Source organism: Marinimicrobium hydrolyticum (assembly GCF_030848505.1).
GTDB lineage: Bacteria > Pseudomonadota > Gammaproteobacteria > Pseudomonadales > Cellvibrionaceae > JAVDDU01.
Window position 1 is genome coordinate 185,156 of record NZ_JAVDDU010000001.1, and the last position, 15,839, is coordinate 200,994.

At 56.0% G+C, this 15,839-nt stretch carries 13 protein-coding genes; all 13 read left to right on the forward strand.

Annotation, left to right across the window (positions count from 1 at the left end):
• Positions 1-4 precede the first annotated feature (4 nt).
• Positions 5-1,753, forward strand: coding sequence for a pilus (MSHA type) biogenesis protein MshL (gene mshL, locus RBH33_RS00835; RefSeq protein WP_306730224.1), 1,749 nt, complete (start codon positions 5-7; stop codon positions 1,751-1,753).
• A gap of 16 nt (positions 1,754-1,769) precedes the next feature.
• A complete protein-coding gene (locus RBH33_RS00840; RefSeq protein WP_306730225.1) occupies positions 1,770-2,726 on the forward strand; it encodes an ExeA family protein in 957 nt (318 codons plus the stop codon).
• Positions 2,723-4,105: a tetratricopeptide repeat protein gene (locus tag RBH33_RS00845; protein WP_306730226.1), complete on the forward strand. Its 1,383-nt coding sequence runs from the start codon at positions 2,723-2,725 to the stop codon at positions 4,103-4,105. Before RBH33_RS00840 ends, RBH33_RS00845 begins: the two co-directional genes overlap by 4 nt.
• Before the next feature lie 13 nt (positions 4,106-4,118).
• Positions 4,119-5,846 (forward strand): GspE/PulE family protein, encoded by a 1,728-nt coding sequence (locus tag RBH33_RS00850; protein WP_306730227.1) that lies wholly within the window; start codon positions 4,119-4,121, stop codon positions 5,844-5,846.
• 34 nt (positions 5,847-5,880) lie between these two features.
• Positions 5,881-7,104 carry a type II secretion system F family protein gene (locus tag RBH33_RS00855; protein ID WP_306730228.1) on the forward strand — a complete coding sequence of 408 codons (1,224 nt, stop codon included), beginning with the start codon at positions 5,881-5,883 and terminating at the stop codon, positions 7,102-7,104.
• A gap of 2 nt (positions 7,105-7,106) precedes the next feature.
• Positions 7,107-7,658: a hypothetical protein gene (locus RBH33_RS00860; RefSeq protein WP_306730229.1), complete on the forward strand. Its 552-nt coding sequence runs from the start codon at positions 7,107-7,109 to the stop codon at positions 7,656-7,658.
• 181 nt (positions 7,659-7,839) lie between these two features.
• Positions 7,840-8,250 carry a type II secretion system protein gene (locus RBH33_RS00865; RefSeq protein ID WP_306730230.1) on the forward strand — a complete coding sequence of 137 codons (411 nt, stop codon included), beginning with the start codon at positions 7,840-7,842 and terminating at the stop codon, positions 8,248-8,250.
• 32 nt (positions 8,251-8,282) lie between these two features.
• Positions 8,283-8,675, forward strand: a complete 393-nt coding sequence (locus RBH33_RS00870; protein WP_306730231.1) for a type II secretion system protein — start codon at positions 8,283-8,285, stop codon at positions 8,673-8,675.
• A gap of 35 nt (positions 8,676-8,710) precedes the next feature.
• On the forward strand, positions 8,711-9,139 hold the full coding sequence (locus RBH33_RS00875) for a prepilin-type N-terminal cleavage/methylation domain-containing protein (protein ID WP_306730232.1): 429 nt from the start codon (positions 8,711-8,713) through the stop codon (positions 9,137-9,139).
• The gene (locus RBH33_RS00880) at positions 9,126-9,599 is read left to right on the forward strand and encodes a type IV pilus modification PilV family protein (protein ID WP_306730233.1); all 474 of its coding nucleotides are present in this window, start codon (positions 9,126-9,128) and stop codon (positions 9,597-9,599) included. The genes RBH33_RS00875 and RBH33_RS00880 overlap by 14 nt, the downstream gene beginning before the upstream one ends.
• The gene (locus RBH33_RS00885) at positions 9,599-10,369 is read left to right on the forward strand and encodes a PulJ/GspJ family protein (RefSeq protein WP_306730234.1); all 771 of its coding nucleotides are present in this window, start codon (positions 9,599-9,601) and stop codon (positions 10,367-10,369) included. The genes RBH33_RS00880 and RBH33_RS00885 overlap by 1 nt, the downstream gene beginning before the upstream one ends.
• On the forward strand, positions 10,359-10,853 hold the full coding sequence (locus tag RBH33_RS00890; protein WP_306730235.1) for an MSHA biogenesis protein MshP: 495 nt from the start codon (positions 10,359-10,361) through the stop codon (positions 10,851-10,853). The genes RBH33_RS00885 and RBH33_RS00890 overlap by 11 nt, the downstream gene beginning before the upstream one ends.
• A 368-nt stretch (positions 10,854-11,221) precedes the next feature.
• Positions 11,222-15,835 (forward strand): DUF6701 domain-containing protein, encoded by a 4,614-nt coding sequence (locus RBH33_RS00895; RefSeq protein ID WP_306730236.1) that lies wholly within the window; start codon positions 11,222-11,224, stop codon positions 15,833-15,835.
• The last annotated feature ends 4 nt before the right edge of the window (positions 15,836-15,839 follow it).

A 15,839-nucleotide genomic window follows, 5' to 3' on the forward strand; every position in this document is an offset into this window, starting at 1 on the left:
CGATATGACGGAAAACTGGACCCTGTCCCCGGCCAAAGCCGCGCGCATGGCAATTATCGCACTGGCTACGCTCAGTGCCGGTTGCGCCCTGCAGCAGGATAGAACCCTCGCGGCGGAAACCGCCATGGACGAGATCGCACAAGAGCAGGCACAGCGCGATAGAGCTCGGGTCCCAGACGCAGTCAGCCGTGCGCTCACTGAGGACAGACCGACGCGCACGAGCGAAGCCGAGGCTGAGCGTTTCGACGTATCGGTACGCAACGTTCCGGCGCGAACCTTTTTCCTTGGGCTGGTGGAAGGTACGGCGACTAACGTCGTTGTCCACCCGGATGTGAGCGGCAACATCTCCCTGGATCTGAAAGACGTCACCGTTGAAGACGTACTCCGAGTAACGCGCGATATCTACGGTTACGAGTATCAGCGCACGGGCAACATCTACACCGTCTATGCCAACGAATTGCGTACCCAAGTGTTCCATGTTGATTACTTGGACGTGCAACGGGTGGGTGTGTCGGATACTCACGTCTCCATAGGTCGCAGCGAAACGTCCGGTGGCGCCCGTGGGCGCACTGGCACGGGTGGTACGGGTGGCGGCGGTGGCAGCTTAAGCGACACCGCCAACCTATTGGGTATGCTTGAGGACGGTGCGGGCGGCCGTTCCAGCTCTCAATTGACTCCGGGCTCGCGCGTCCAAACCCTGAACCGCACCGATTTCTGGCGCTCTTTGCAGGAGACTGTCGGAGCCATAATCGGCGGCGAAACCGGCGACCGTATGGTCATGGTTACACCTCAAGCCGGCATGTTGGTGGTCAAGGCACTGCCCCATGAGTTAAGTGCCGTGCGTGAATTTCTTGAACGCTCCGAGTTAAGCGTAAAACGCCAAGTGATACTGGAAGCGAAAATTCTTGAAGTGCGTTTGAGCGAAGGCTTTGAAGCAGGGGTTAATTGGGATGCTATTAGCGGCCAGTTGGCGCACGAGTACAACCGCGGTCGTTTTGACACTAACGAAAGGCAGCGGAACATCCAAAACGGCAGCGTTTCGGCCTTGACTTCAAACAACGTTCTGCAGGCCAGCGAAAACCTATTCAGTTCTGTTCTCCAAGTAGGCGATATCAGCCAGCTGTTGTCTCTGTTGGAAACTCAAGGCAATGTGCAGGTGCTGTCCAGCCCACGGGTATCCACGGTCAACAACCAAAAAGCGCTGATCCGTGTGGGTACCGATGAATACTTTATTACCGGTATTTCCAGCCAAACCACGGCCAGTGTTGCCTCGGTTACGAGCACACCGAATATTGAACTCTCATCTTTCTTCAGCGGTATTGCTCTGGATGTTACGCCGCAAATTTCCGAAAACGGCGATGTGATTTTGCACATTCACCCAGTGGTGAGTGAGGTGACCGACCAACTCAAAGTGTTCACCATTGGCAACGAACAGTTTTCGTTACCTCTTGCTCAAAGAGGCGTGCGTGAATCGGACAGCATCGTGCGTGCCGCCAGCGGCCAAGTGGTGGTGCTGGGCGGTTTGATGACCGAAAGCAACCGCGATGTGGCGGGCAAGCGCCCCTTCCTGGGGGATATCCCTCTGCTCAACACTCTGTTTAGAACCCGGCATCAAGCCCGGGAGAAAACCGAGTTAGTGATTCTTCTCCGTCCCACGGTAATCGACGAAGGTACCTGGGACCAAGCCCTAGAAGGCAGCCGTGAACGCATGCGGCGCATGGGCGACAGTTATCGTCAGCAATGGGACGACTAAGGCGGGTTTAGGCCTTATGTACCAGCAACATTTCGGGTTGCGTGAACTGCCGTTTTCCCTGACGCCGGACACGCAATTCTTTTTCGACAATCAGAGCCATCGCGAGGTGCTGAACACGCTCCTGTTGGCTCTGCGCCATAGCGAAGGGTTTATTAAAATCGTCGGGGAAGTGGGCACGGGTAAAACCCTGCTGTCCCGCAAACTGCTGGCGAGCCTTGGGCCTGAATTTGTTACGGCCTACATTCCCAATCCCTATTTAACACCGGACGAACTGAAGTGGTTTTTGGCGGAGGAAATCGGGGTCACTTACTCCCGGGACACACCCTCCTACGAACTTCTGACCGATATCTACCGGCAACTGGTGGCCATGGCCAAGCGCAAGCGGCGCGTGGTGCTGATTGTGGATGAAGCCCAGGCCATGCCCCGGGAAACCATTGAAGCGCTAAGGCTGCTGACTAATCTGGAAACCGAAAAGAGTAAGTTGCTGCAAGTGATATTGCTGGGCCAGCCAGAGCTGGATGATTTGCTTAATCGCCCGGATTTGCGCCAGCTCAAGCAGCGCATCGTGTTCGCCGAGTACCTGGACACGGTTCGTCGGAGTAGTTTGCCGGCCTATATTCAGTTTCGTTTGAGTTCGGCGGGCTATCAGGGTCCACCGCTGTTTACCCGCAGTGCGCTCAATCTTTTGTACCGAGCTTCGGGCGGGGTGCCTAGGCTGATTAACATCATTGCCCATAAGGCCATGTTGGCCACTTATGGACTGGGGCGTGAACGAGTAGGGCGTCGGCAAGTGGCCCGTGCCGCCTTGGATACGGCAGAGAGCCGCTCTTTGGGTCGCTGGCTGGCCCGCTACGATTATTGGCTTTGGGGTTTTACCGGCGCGGTGACAGCGCTTGCACTGATGGGTTTAATCGCTTGGTCAGGCGTGGGTCAGGGAATGGGCTTGAAAATAGCGTCGGGAGTTGGGCTATGAGCCTGGTGAACGACATGCTCCGGGACTTGGATCGGCGGGGCGTTAAAGTGGCACGCTCTGACAGCCAAGGCCCGGAGCCCGAACGCGCAGTAGTGGACGGCCGACACTCCTCCCCCAAACCCTGGCTCGCCGCCGTGGCAGCTTTTGTATTTGTCGGTGTGGGATTGTTGGGGTGGAATGTGCTTAGCGGCTCAAGTTCTCCACAGGCCCCGAACGTGCCAGAGGTCTCAGATGTGCAAGAGAGAGTCATCGAGACTCCGCGTGAGCCCAATGGTCCGGCAGAAGTGCTGGCTGCCCTGGACATCCCAGGTCCAGAGCCTGAGCCCGAGTTGGAGGCCGTAGAGGAACCGATCGAAGAAGTGCTCGAGCTGACGGCTTTGCAAAACGCCAAAATTGGCCGGTTGTTGGCGGAAGCCGAGTTAGCTTTAGGGCGAGATCGGCTGACTTCGCCCATAGAAGACAATGCATTTAGCCGCTATCGGGAAATATTGAGCTTGTCTCCCGAGCACCCAGAGGCCCTGGCCGGCATTGAGCGTATAACGCGCCGCTATTTGGATTTAACCGAAGGCCACCTGGAGCGAAATGATTTAGAGCGCGCTGAGGTGATGTTGCGCCGAGCCCGAACGGTTCAGCAAAACCATCCGGGCATCGTTCAGTTGGCGGAGCAGTTGGCAGCGGCGAGTGAGGCTAGGCCAGAAGAGTCTCAGCCCGCTCCCACAAGCCGTCAGGCGGCGGTCAACACGACGGCGAACACGACCGGGGAGAACGCGCCCGAGCAACATTTGGAAGTGACTCGCACGGCCGCTCGCCAGGACGAGCGCATCGCGCGGGAAGCCCGAGAGCTGTTGCAGCAGGGTCGCCATCACAGCGCCCGACTGCGACTGGAAAAATGGCTGGAGCAACACCCGGACTCCGTCCACAGTGCAACCGAGTTGGCGGGCATCTATATTGATCAAGGGAACATCGAAGCCGCTCAGGCTCTGCTGGATGAAGCAGAGTTTCTGAGTACCGGCGAACGCACTCGGCTGCGGGCGCGGTTGGCACTGGTGCAAGGGCAGCCAGAAGAGGCCATAGCCTTGCTGGAAGCGGATCTGCCCGAAGCAGACGATAACGAGCCGTACCGCTCACTGTTGGCGGGTTTGTACTACCGGGCTGATCGCCACGCGGAGGCGGCCAGTGCCTACCGTCGATTGCTCGACAACTTCGGCGCCAAGCCTGGCTACTGGCTCGGCTTGGCCCTGGCGCTGGATGCTCAGCAGCAACACGCCAGTGCCGTGGAAAGTTACCGGCGCGCTTTGACCAGCGGCCACTATGACACCCGGGAAAATCGGGAAGTGCGAGATTACATTGAGCAGCGCATCACGACGCTGACCAGGTAGGGGATCGAGATTTATGACGGCGGCTAAGCGTATACGTATCGGTGATTTGCTGGTCAGCAACCAAATGATCACCGACGATCAATTACAGCACGCTCTGCGGGAGCAAAAGCTGACTGGGCGTAAGCTGGGTAACACCCTGGTGGACTTGGGCTACGTGGAAGAAAATGCCCTGCTCAATCTCTTGTCCGATCAGCTCAAAATTCCGTTTGTGGAGTTGCAGCAATACCGTTTTGATCGGGATTTGATACAGCGCATGCCGGAAACCACTGCACGCCGCTACCGGGTTATATTATTGCGCGATGACCCGGACGGCCTTTTGTTGGGTATGGCCGACCCCACCGACATTTTTTGTCTGGACGAACTTCAGCGGCAACTGAAAAAGAACATCAAACCCGCCGTAGTGCGCGAGTCAGAATTGCTAGACATTCTCGACATCGCCTACAGCCGCGCCAGCGAAATCGCCTCCCTGGCGGAAGAGCTGGACGAAGAGCTGGAAAGCAACGCGGTGGATCTCACCGAGTTTGTCACCGACGCCACCGACAGCGATGCGCCGGTGGTCAAACTGCTGCAGAAAATTTTTGAAGAAGCCATCAACGCCAAAGCGTCGGATATTCACATCGAGCCGGATGAAACCGTTCTTCGCATCCGCAACCGCATTGACGGCGTGTTGCTGGAACAGGTGATGAATGAAAAACGTATCGCTCCGGCTCTGGTGGTGCGCTTGAAGCTGATGGCTGGTTTGGACATTTCCGAAAAACGCATGCCTCAGGATGGCCGCTTTAACCTGCGCGTTAAGGGCCGCAATATTGATGTGCGTATGTCCACCATGCCGGTGCAATTCGGTGAGTCGGTGGTGATGCGTTTGCTGGATCACACTGACGGTGTTTTGGCGTTGGGCAAAGTGGGCATGCCCAAAGAACAGGTCGAACGTTTTCGTCGCGCCATTACCCGACCCCACGGACTGGTGTTGGTTACCGGCCCCACCGGTAGTGGTAAAACCACCACCTTGTACGGCGCCTTGTCGGAGCTGAACAAGCCCGAGAAAAAAATCATTACCGTGGAAGATCCGGTGGAATACCGGCTGCCGCGCATCAGTCAGGTGCAGTTGCACGAACGCATCGGCCTTACCTTCGGCAGCGTACTGCGCGCTACTTTGCGGCAAGACCCGGATATTCTTCTGGTGGGTGAGATTCGGGATGCCGAATCTGCAGAGATCGCCTTGCGCGCCGCCATGACCGGTCACTTGGTCCTGTCCACCTTGCACACTAACGATGCCATGACTTCTGCCCTGCGTCTGATTGATATGGGGGTGGATCCATACCTGGTAGCCAGTTCATTAAAAGCCATAGTGGCGCAGCGGTTGTTGCGCCGTATTTGCTCCAGTTGTGTACAGCCTCACGAGCCGGACGCCAACGAGCGCCAGCTATTGGCAGCGCTGGCACGAGATCGCGACTTGACCGGCGTGCAATTCAAACGCGGCGCTGGCTGCCCCCACTGCCACAATACTGGTTACCGGGGCCGCATCGGCGTGTTTGAAATGCTGGACGTGAATCAAGCCATGGCCGAAGCCTTGCGGGACAACGACATCAACGGTTTTACCCGCGCCGCGCAAAAAAGCCCACATTTCCGCCCATTGAGCCACGCCGCTCTAGACTATGCGATTGAGGGTACGTCGACTCTGGAAGAAGTTATGAAAGTGTCGGCGCAGGTGGAAGACGAAGTGCTTGCAATCGATGCTTAATGCCCGACGTATTATGAGAAATTAGAGAAACCCAATGGCTGTTTATCAATTTCGCGGACGCAACGCTCAAGGACAACTGGTCAACGGCCAGTTGGAGGCGGCCAATACTGACGCTGCTGCCGGACTCTTATTCGGCCGCGGCGTCATTCCGTTAAGCATCGATGAGTACCGCGACAAGCCAAGCCTTAACCAACGCTGGGAGCGTTGGAGCAACAGCGGCAAAGTCGAGCCCGTCGATCTGATTATGTTTTGCCGGCAGATGTACACCATCACCCGGGCTGGCATTCCGCTGGTTAAGGGCATTCGCGGATTGGCGGCGACTTTGCGTCACCTCACCTTTAAAGAAACGCTTGAGGATGTGGCGGATCGATTGGAAGCGGGGCAGGAGTTGTCCGCCGCCATGCGCCATCATCCCAAGGTATTTAACAACCTGTTTGTAAGCATCGTGAACGTGGGCGAAAACAGCGGCCAGCTGGAAGCCGCGTTTTTACAGCTAAGCGAATATATGGAGCGGGACCAGAATACCATCAAGAGCATTAAGTCCGCGCTGCGCTACCCCAGCTTTGTGATGGCTGCTCTGGCCATCGCCATTGCGGTGATCAACATCTGGGTGATCCCGGCTTTCGGCAATATGTTTGCCCAGTTTGGGGCTGACCTGCCGTTGCCCACCCGTATTTTGGTGGGCGTTTCGGATTTCTTTGTAACCTTCTGGCCCTACATACTGGTACTGGTGGTGGGTCTTGCGTTTGCCACGCGGCAGTATGTTCGCTCTGAAAAGGGCAGCCGCGTCTGGGGCCGGAAGAAACTTCGCTTGCCCGTGGTTGGCGATATTATTGAGCGCGCCTCCATGGCCCGCTACGCCCGTTCCTTCGGCTTAATGCTGCGCTCGGGCCTGCCCCTGAACACAGCCCTAAATCTTTGCGCAAAAGCTATCGACAACCCCTACTTGGGGGACAAGATCCACGCCATTAAGGCCGGCATCGAACGCGGTGAAGGGCTGTTTCAAACACATCTGGCCAGCGGCATGTTTACGCCTCTGGTTCTGCAGATGATTGCCGTGGGCGAGGAGAGCGGTCAGGTGGACCGCCTGATGACCGAAATGGCCGAGTTCTACGAGCGCGAAGTGGACTACGACGTCAAGAAGCTCAGCGACCGTATCGAGCCTATTATGGTGGTGATTATGGCGGGTTTTGTCTTGGTCCTGGCGCTGGGTATCTTCTTGCCCATGTGGGACATGTACAACATTCAGCGGAGTTGACGGTGACGTCTCGTCAGGCGCGTGTGTTCGAATGGCTACTGGTGGCGTCCATTATCGGCGTTGTAATGACCGTGGGGGCGGGCTTTTACGGCCGCATGGCCGAGGATGTACGACGCCTCAGTTTTGAGCTGGCTGCGGAGCATTTTAAGACCGGCGTCTCAGCGGTGCGAGCTTATACCTATATTCACCGGGGTTCTGAGGAACTTGAGCGTGGAATAGAGCTCTACAGCGACCTGCCCGGCCTGCCGGGGCACATAACGCCAGATTCAGAGCCGGTGCGGGTGTTTTTGAATCGCTATGGCTGGCCCGCTGCCACTGAGCGCCAGATGGTCAACCGGCCCAGCGCTGAGGCCTGTTTACAGCTCTGGTACGCCTTTTTGCATCAGCCCCCGAGCGCGGCGGTGCAAGAGGCTAGTAACGAGGCGGAATACCGCGTCTCTTTGACCCGCGATGGCCAGTGCCGCTATCAGCGCCGGGGCGAGCGCTGGCAAGGGGCGTACTTCGATTATTCGCCGGTGACGGGCGCTGTAAGCGTCGTGTTGCCGGAGGAGTAAAAACTGCCAGGTTGGCATTGGAATTCAAACGGAATTGAACTATATTAGGTGTGATCATGCGTCAAGTCGTCGAAATTTTGACTTGTGGGCGAGCTAAGCTTCAGAGTGAGGCGCTAACTGACAGAGTCTGGTCACGGGTTTGATCCAAAATAACTAAGCAACGACCAATGGAGTTTCCATTATGAAAAAACAACAATCCGGTTTTACCCTGATCGAGCTGATCGCCGTAATCGTGATTTTGGGCATTATTGCCGCCACCGCCGTGCCGCGTTTTGTGGATTTGTCTGCAGCTGCCACTGAAGCGTCAACTCGCGGTGTAGCTGGCGCTCTGGGTAGTGCTTCGGCTTTGAACCACGCGAACAATATTGCTAATAGTGCAGGACTGACTATCACTCAAGATGTTGTAGCGGTTGGTAGCTGTGCGGATGTAGAGAACTTGCTGGAGTCTCCCTTGGCGGCTGACTACGCCATCACTGGTGCTGGTACCATCGCCGACCGCGCTTCTGCTGAATGTGAAGTTACTCGGGGTACCTACTCGGCAACCTTTACAGCTTTTGGTGCCACCGCGGCAACCGCGCCTACAACGCCCTAACCATTTACATCGGCTAGGCGAACGGAGCTGAGATGAAAGGATTTACTCTTATCGAGTTGATCGCCGTGATCGTGCTTTTGGGCATCCTCGCCGCGGCCGCCGTGCCGCGGTTTGTGGACTTGTCTCAAGCCGCCCGAGAGTCTTCGGCTAGAAGTGTCGCGGGGACACTGGGCAGTGCCAGCGCCCTGAACTACGCCAACGCGCTGTTGGTGGTTCAGGATTACGCTGGTATCGACGGTCCCCGTCCGGTCACCAATTGCCAGGATGCCGGCATTCTTCTGGATGGTGGCATACCCAGCGGTTACAGCATTGAAGCGCAAGCCGTTGGGCACTTGGCCAGCGTCACCTGCGTTCTGACTGATCAGTCCGATAACAATATAACGGCCGAGTTTGTGGTCCACGGTGTTGATCCTACCGAGATGTGATGGCCCACAGCTGACTCCAGTAAGGCAGCAAGCCCATGGCCACAATAAACAACCGCGGTTTTAGTCTTATCGAATTAATGGCCGTGATCCTGGTGATCGCGGTTATTAGCGTTGTGGCCTATCCCCGATTTACCGACACCAATGTGGCCAGCGTCCAGACTGGGCGCGATCAAGCCCTATCGGTAATCACCTACGCCCAGCAGATTGCTATGGCTCGAGCTTCCGCAACCAATCCCATCGAAGTTATTGTGAGCGCGAACAGCATTGATGTGCGCGAAAGTGGCGCTTCCTTGCGGCCCTATGCAGACGCCTATCCGGAATCTTTGCCCACGGGTGTCAGCGCCACGCCAGCTACTTTTCAGTTCGATAAATTAGGTCGCACCACACCCAGTTCCATAACGTTCAGTCGCGGTGGCGTTACAGCCACCATTCAGGTGGAGGCCAGCGGTTATGCGCATTACTAGCCAGTCTCGCCGAGATAGGGGCTTTTCCCTGATTGAACTGGTGGTGTTTATGGTGGTGATCAGCATTGCCTTGGGTGCACTGCTGAGCGTGTACCAGAGCTCTATCACTCGCAGTGTGGACCCCATTGTTCGGGTGCGCTTGTTGGAGTTGGCGCAATCGCAACTGGATGTGATTCTGGGTTACCCCTACGACGCCGCCACGCCGCCCGGCGGTGTGCCCGCTTGTGGCAGTTTGACTCCAACGGGTGCGCCCACCTCTGACCCATGTGTGGGCGGTGGCGTGAGCGACTTTGACGGTGTGTGCGATAGTCCACCGGGTTACGGTTGTCAGGTCAGCGTGGAAGAGGATGTGGGAGCCAGCCTGGGGTTACAGGACGATGCCGCCAAACGGATCAGCGTTACCACGAGTGCACCTAATGGTGAAAGCCTGACCCTATCCGCCTACAGGACCAATTTCTGATGCGCGGCCGCCAATCAGCCAAAGGTTTTACCTTGGTGGAAGTGATTACCGTGGTGGTGATCCTGGCAATAGTCTCGGTGATTGGCACCACGTTTATTGTGAGCTCTACCGAGAGCTACATGCAAACCCGCTCGCGGGCCAAATTAGTGAATACGGCTCGCCCAGCCATCGAGAGGATGACCCGACAATTGCGCGGGGCCCTGCCGCACAGCGTGCGCGTTACGAATGGCGGGCAGTGTGTGCAATTTCTGCCCGTCGCGGGCGCTGGTACCTACCTGAATGCCGTGCCCGACCAAAGCAATAACGCCCCGAACCATAGCTCCATTGCGACCTCCGCTCATGACCAAGAGTTTGGGGATGCGGCTTTCCTGAGCATTGGCGCTATGGGCAGCGATGAATTGTACGGCGGTGGCGGAGTATCCCTGGCGGAAGTTACTGGGCGGACTGCGACTTCTGTCAGTTTCGCCAGCCGCCGCTGGGAGCGCAATTCTCTCAGCCGACGTTTTTACTTGTTGGACCAACCTCAAGCGTTCTGCCTGTTCAACAATCAATTGCGCTTTTATCCGGACCAGGACATTACCGCGTCCGCCGTCGATACGGGCAGCACGTATCAGTTGCTGGCCCGCAATGCCGATGCCAGCGGTACCCCCTTCGCACTTTCTGCGGGTAGTGAAAACCGCAGCATCAATGTCTTGATCAGCTTGGGATTTATCGAAGGCGGTGAACGCGTGGAATTCAATCAAGAGGTACTGATTCGCAATGTGCCTTAATCGAAAACCCTTAGCGGCAATAGCGCAAGGCAAACCGCCTCGTCGGCAGGGCGGCTTCTTGATGCCCGTGGCTATTTTTATCGTTGTGGCCATGGGCTTGTTTGCGCTGATGCTGTGGCGCACCACCATCCAAACCAATGTGTCCGCGGTGCAGGAATTGATCAGCGCCCAAGCGTTTTACGCGGCAGAAAGCGGCGCCCAGGCGGGTATGAGCCGCTTGTTCTATCCGGATGCCAGCACCAAGTCAGCGATCGACAACCAGTGTTCGGGTATGGGCAGTATGACTTTGGATTTTTCGGGCATTGATGGCTTGAATCTCTGTCAGGCCAGCATTACTTGCGCCTGTGTGGATGAAAACAATAATGCCTGTTCGGCCAGCTCGGACTACAGTTTTTACACTTTGACCAGCGTTGGATCTTGCGGCAGTGGCGATATCCGAGCGGAGCGCAGTGTGCGGGTGTCGGCCTTTATGGAGCGGGAGTAACGGCTATGACGCATTTCCGCCTCTTTAGCGCGAATCGATTCCTCCTTACGGCGTTTGTATTTCTTTGCACCCTATTTGCTGCAAATGCGGCTATTGCCTGTACGGCGGTTGACGATGGCGGAAGCTGGAATGCTCCCAGCACGTGGACCGGCTGTCCGGGAGGAATTCCGACCGCCACCAGCAATGTGGTGATTAATCGCACAGGGGGTAACCCAGGCCAGCAAACTGTGGTCACAATACCTGCGGGGTTCAATGCGCAAGCCGGTAGCCTTAGGTTGGGGAATGCGGGTACGCAGGGTAATCAACGCAGCAATTTTTTGATACTTTCAGCAGCTAGCTCAACATTGACTGTCGGTGGCAACGTAGCAGTGTATAAGCCGACTGGCGGCGATGGACCGAACCAACTGGTCATCAACGACGGCACCGCTACTGTGGGCAGCCTTTCTCTGCTAAAACCGACCACTGACCCGACGCTTCCCGCAGAAGTCATCATTACCAGCGGTTCTTTGACGATCAACGGATCTCTAACCGCTGATGGCGACGCAGCTACAGCCGTGATCAACATGTCGGGTGGGGCGGGAAGCTTAAGGCTGAATGGTGCTTTTACCACCAGCGCCATGACCTTGAACCCGGGTACATCCAGCACCTTTATTTACGGCGGCACCGGGACTCAAACGGCGCTGCTGGGTGTTAGTCAAATTAATTATCACCATTTGGTATTCGCCGGAAGCGGTACGAAAACTCAAACCACATCGGCCACGCCGACGATTACGGGAACCACTACGGTCAATAGCGGAGTCACGTTTAACAATTCACAAGCGGTCAACTATCAGGGCAACTTCATCAATAATGGCACCACCAATGCCAATGCTATCCACAATTATCAGGGCAACTTCATCAATAACGGCACCGCCAACGCCAATGCCACGCAAAATTACCAAGGCAACTTTGTTAACAACGGTACTTACAATGCTTCGGCGGGCGGTGGCCAAAACTACCGTGCCAACTTCACTAATAATGGAGCATTTAGCGCGGGCGCTGCGGAACATCGTTTTAATGGCAGTGGCCCTCAACAGCTTTCGGGTGCGACGACGTTTGGTCGACTGACGTTGAATAACAGCACTGGTTTGACTCTGAACAGCAACGTTTTGGTAGGCGACCAGCTTGGTCTGACGCAGGGCCCCATAATTACTGGCTCAAATGTGTTGCGAGTGCAGCAGACTGGAGGTTGGTCGGGAGTATCTCGTGGCAGCGGTTGGGTGGCAGGCAATCTGGGGTTGTGGTTTCCCACAGGCTGGCAAGAGCGCACCTTTGACATTGGTGCTCCGGATGCGTACCGCCCATTAACCGTAACTATCCCCAACGTCACCTCGGCAGGTTTCCTGATAGCTCGCACTTCTCAAACTCCCGGCGATCATCCGCAGATTGCTTCCTCCGGCCTGGACTCTAATCGATCTGTGAACCGGTGGTGGAGCCTTACGGATGAGGGCGTAGCGGCTGATGGAATGAGCATTACGTTTAACTACTTGGCGAGTGATATTGATTCCGGTGCCAACCCCCAAAATTTTTCCGTTGAGCGTTTTAGTGGCGGCAACTGGATTCCGGCTACTGTTGGCTCACGCGCTGGAACCAGCACCGAAGCAACCAACGTCAGCGGTTTTGGCCAATTTGCAATAGCCGAACCCGCCGTACCGTCTGGAACTCAATGCGCTGTGGGTGAAACCCTCGCTAGTGGTTTGGTGGGGGAGTACTACAACTGGACCGGGTCATCTCCACCACCACCACCTTCGGGTACTCCCGATGGAACGCGTATCGATGGGCCGATTGATTTTAATTGGGGCGCGGGCAGTCCTGGCGTGGTTGGTATTGGGGCCGATCAGTTCTCGGTCCGCTGGCAGGGTTTTGTTCGGGTGGAGCAAAGCGGCAATTACCAATTTCAAACGGTTTCGGACGACGGTGTTCGCCTGTGGGTAAATAACCAACTTCTGATCGAGCGCTGGAATGATCATTCGGCGGCGACCGACACCAGCGGTAATGTTTTTTTAACAGCCGGTGAGCTTTATCCGATTCGCCTTGAGTATTACGAAAATACTGGCCAAGCGGTGATTCGATTACGCAGCGCCCCTGCGGGCAGCAGCTTTGCTCCGATTCCCGCTGGACCAACTCCCACGCCGGGTACCGGCCTATACCATTGCGTGCCCGACGTCACTCCAGAAATGGTCGCCTACTATCGGTTTGACGAGCCAAGTTGGGATGGCAGCGCGAATCAAGTTGAAGACAGCAGTGGCAATGGTCGCGACGGCACAGCAGTTGGAGGTGCCACCACAGCAGGAGCTTCCCCAGCGATACCCGGCAATCCGGGAACCTGCCGATACGGTAGCTTCGATGGGGATAGCGACTACGTAGAGGTGCCGGGGTTATCGGATTATTTAAATGGAACTGCGAGTCTGGCGTTCTGGATGCGGACGAATCAGGTGGGCAGTGATGTTGGCTGGCAGGCGCCCGGAGTGACAGGCGTTGAACAGAGTGCTGGCACTGACGATATTTTCTGGGGCTGGCTGGATGCTTCAGGCCGTATCGGTTTGTCGGTGGGCAATGATTTCGACAACTGGAAATCTACCTCCAGTGTAAATACAGGTAGCTGGCAGCATGTTGTTCTCACCCGGGATCACATGGCGGGAACCTTTAAAATTTACGTCAATGGTGTACTGGAAAATAGCGGCAGTATCGGCACCGGTATCATTGGAACCGCATTCTCAAGTATTGGCCGGATAGAGGATACGGGCGCTTCCGCCGGTAACTTTTTTGAAGGCGATTTGGATGAAGTGCGTGTCTACGACTTTGTGCTGCAGGACGAGCAAGTTAGCGCCATTATGGATGAGACGCACCCCTGCGAGATGTTTGTGGAGAGTTACTCCGTAGTACATTCTGGTGGCGGTATTACCTGTGAAGCTGAACCCATAACAATCACCGCGCGAGATATCGACGGCAATGCCATTGAGCCGCCGGCAGGAACGACAATCAGTTTGAGTACCGATCCGGCCACGGGCGTATGGCCTGAAGGCAACAGCTATACCTTCTCCGGTATTGAAACCTTCGTCACTTTGCCGCTGCAACAGACTACCGCTCAGACATTAATAATTGAGGCAACCGACGGCGTCGCGTCGGGTACATCCTTGCCCTTGCCGTTTGCGGAAGCCGGTTTGCGTTTTTACGGCAACAGCTCGTTGGACCCCATAGCCCATCAGGTGGCGGCAGTTACGGATAACGCCCCCATTCTGCGTGCTGTACAAACGAATACCGATACAGGTGCTTGTGAAGGTCGAGTGCAGGGCAGCCAAACGGTCAACTTAGGGTACGAATGTCGCAATCCAGATAACTGCGTAACAGGGCAGACTCTCAGTATTGGTGGCACTGCAGTTCAAGCGAATGATAATGATGGCTCGGCAATCACCTACGCGCCTGTCACGCTGAATTTCGATGCCAGTGGATCTGCGTCTATTCCCGTTCATTACACGGACGTGGGACAGGTACGGTTGCACGGTCAGTTGTCACTACCGGTGGATGGCAATAATCCGGCCGTCGAATTAACCGGCGCTAGCAACGAATTCGTGGTGAGACCACACACGCTGTTTCTCGACGCCATTAATAATGATGCAGGTGCCGTCAACCCCGGTACTACCAGCGGTGGTGACGGTTTTACGGCAGCCGGCACTCCCTTCACGGCGCGAGTAGAAGTGCACAACGCGGATGGTCAGGTAACGCCCAACTTTGGTCGCGAGGCAACGCCCGAGGCCGTGGCGCTTAACCACACGCTGAGTTATCCAGCGGGTGGCAGTGCCGCTACCCTTGGAGGAAATAATAGCTCGAACGTTACCGATGGCGTGGTGGACTTCAGCAGTTTGGTGTGGGGTGAAGTCGGCAGCATTGAGCTGCAACCGTCTTTGGTAAGTGGCAGTTACTTAGGTGCGGGAGACCTCCCTGTAGCACCGAACACGTCGCTGGTTGGTCGATTCTACCCAGCCCGATATGAGCTGATCAGTCACTCAGTGGTCGATGCCTGCAGCGGATTCAGCTATATGAATCAGGGCGGAGTTGAGGTGACTTATTTGCTGCAAGCTCAAAGTGCTGGGGGAGGGATTACCGAAAATTACGATAATACGGCTTTGAGCTATCAGGGCACTGCGACGCCAGTTTATGTGGCGGAGAGTAATAACAGCGGAGATGGCAGTTCGTGGACTGCACGACTTAATGTGGGTAAAGACGCCGATGGTACTGATCTACCCGTTGAGTGGAATGCAGGCGTTTTGGCATTTACCGATCTGAATGGTGAAATTGCGCGAACATCGGTGCCTGACGGCCCCTACGAGGCCTTGCAGCTGGCGTTGACTCTGAGCGACCTTCTGGACGAGCGGCCGTTGAGCGCATTGAATATGAACCCTGGAAGTCCGGGCAGTGAATGTGCGGATGATGATTCCTGCACAGCAGCCAGGCTTGGCGCGCCGCTTACGGTGCGGTTTGGGCGGTTGGTCATGGAAAGTGCTTACGGCCCTGAAACAGCAAGTTTACCTGCCGCCGTAATGACTCAGTACTGGGATGGTGCTCGTTTCGTTCGTGCCCAAGATGATAATTGCACACAGATAATGCGCGAACATATTCAATATCCCGGGGGTGATTTGACAGATGATGCCAACCGAACTGTCACTGTTGGTGGAGGTACTAGCACGGGCGAGTATGCAAACTTGGATACAGCCGGGATCCGTTTCTTTGCCGGTACAGCAGGACAGACTTTTAGCGCTCCAGGGGTGGGTAATGCAGGCAGCTTCGAAGTCAGCATAAACCTTGGCGCTTATCCTTGGTTGCGCTTTGACTGGAACCAGGACGGCAACCACAATCAATTGGCGTTACCGCCCGCCAACATCGGCTTTGGCTCTTATCGCGGGCATGACAGGGTTATATACTGGCGAGAAGTGCTGGAATAGGATG

Bases quoted from the DNA above. Each gene is read 5' to 3' on its own strand.
- RBH33_RS00845 (WP_306730226.1), top strand. From the start codon at position 2,723: ATGAGCCTGGTGAACGACATGCTCCGGGACTTGGATCGGCGGGGCGTT.
- RBH33_RS00880 (WP_306730233.1), top strand. From the start codon at position 9,126: ATGCGCATTACTAGCCAGTCTCGCCGAGATAGGGGCTTTTCCCTGATT.
- RBH33_RS00865 (WP_306730230.1), top strand. From the start codon at position 7,840: ATGAAAAAACAACAATCCGGTTTTACCCTGATCGAGCTGATCGCCGTA.
- RBH33_RS00840 (WP_306730225.1), top strand. From the start codon at position 1,770: ATGTACCAGCAACATTTCGGGTTGCGTGAACTGCCGTTTTCCCTGACG.
- RBH33_RS00850 (WP_306730227.1), top strand. From the start codon at position 4,119: ATGACGGCGGCTAAGCGTATACGTATCGGTGATTTGCTGGTCAGCAAC.
- RBH33_RS00890 (WP_306730235.1), top strand. From the start codon at position 10,359: ATGTGCCTTAATCGAAAACCCTTAGCGGCAATAGCGCAAGGCAAACCG.
- RBH33_RS00870 (WP_306730231.1), top strand. From the start codon at position 8,283: ATGAAAGGATTTACTCTTATCGAGTTGATCGCCGTGATCGTGCTTTTG.
- RBH33_RS00855 (WP_306730228.1), top strand. From the start codon at position 5,881: ATGGCTGTTTATCAATTTCGCGGACGCAACGCTCAAGGACAACTGGTC.
- RBH33_RS00875 (WP_306730232.1), top strand. From the start codon at position 8,711: ATGGCCACAATAAACAACCGCGGTTTTAGTCTTATCGAATTAATGGCC.
- RBH33_RS00885 (WP_306730234.1), top strand. From the start codon at position 9,599: ATGCGCGGCCGCCAATCAGCCAAAGGTTTTACCTTGGTGGAAGTGATT.
- mshL (WP_306730224.1), top strand. From the start codon at position 5: ATGACGGAAAACTGGACCCTGTCCCCGGCCAAAGCCGCGCGCATGGCA.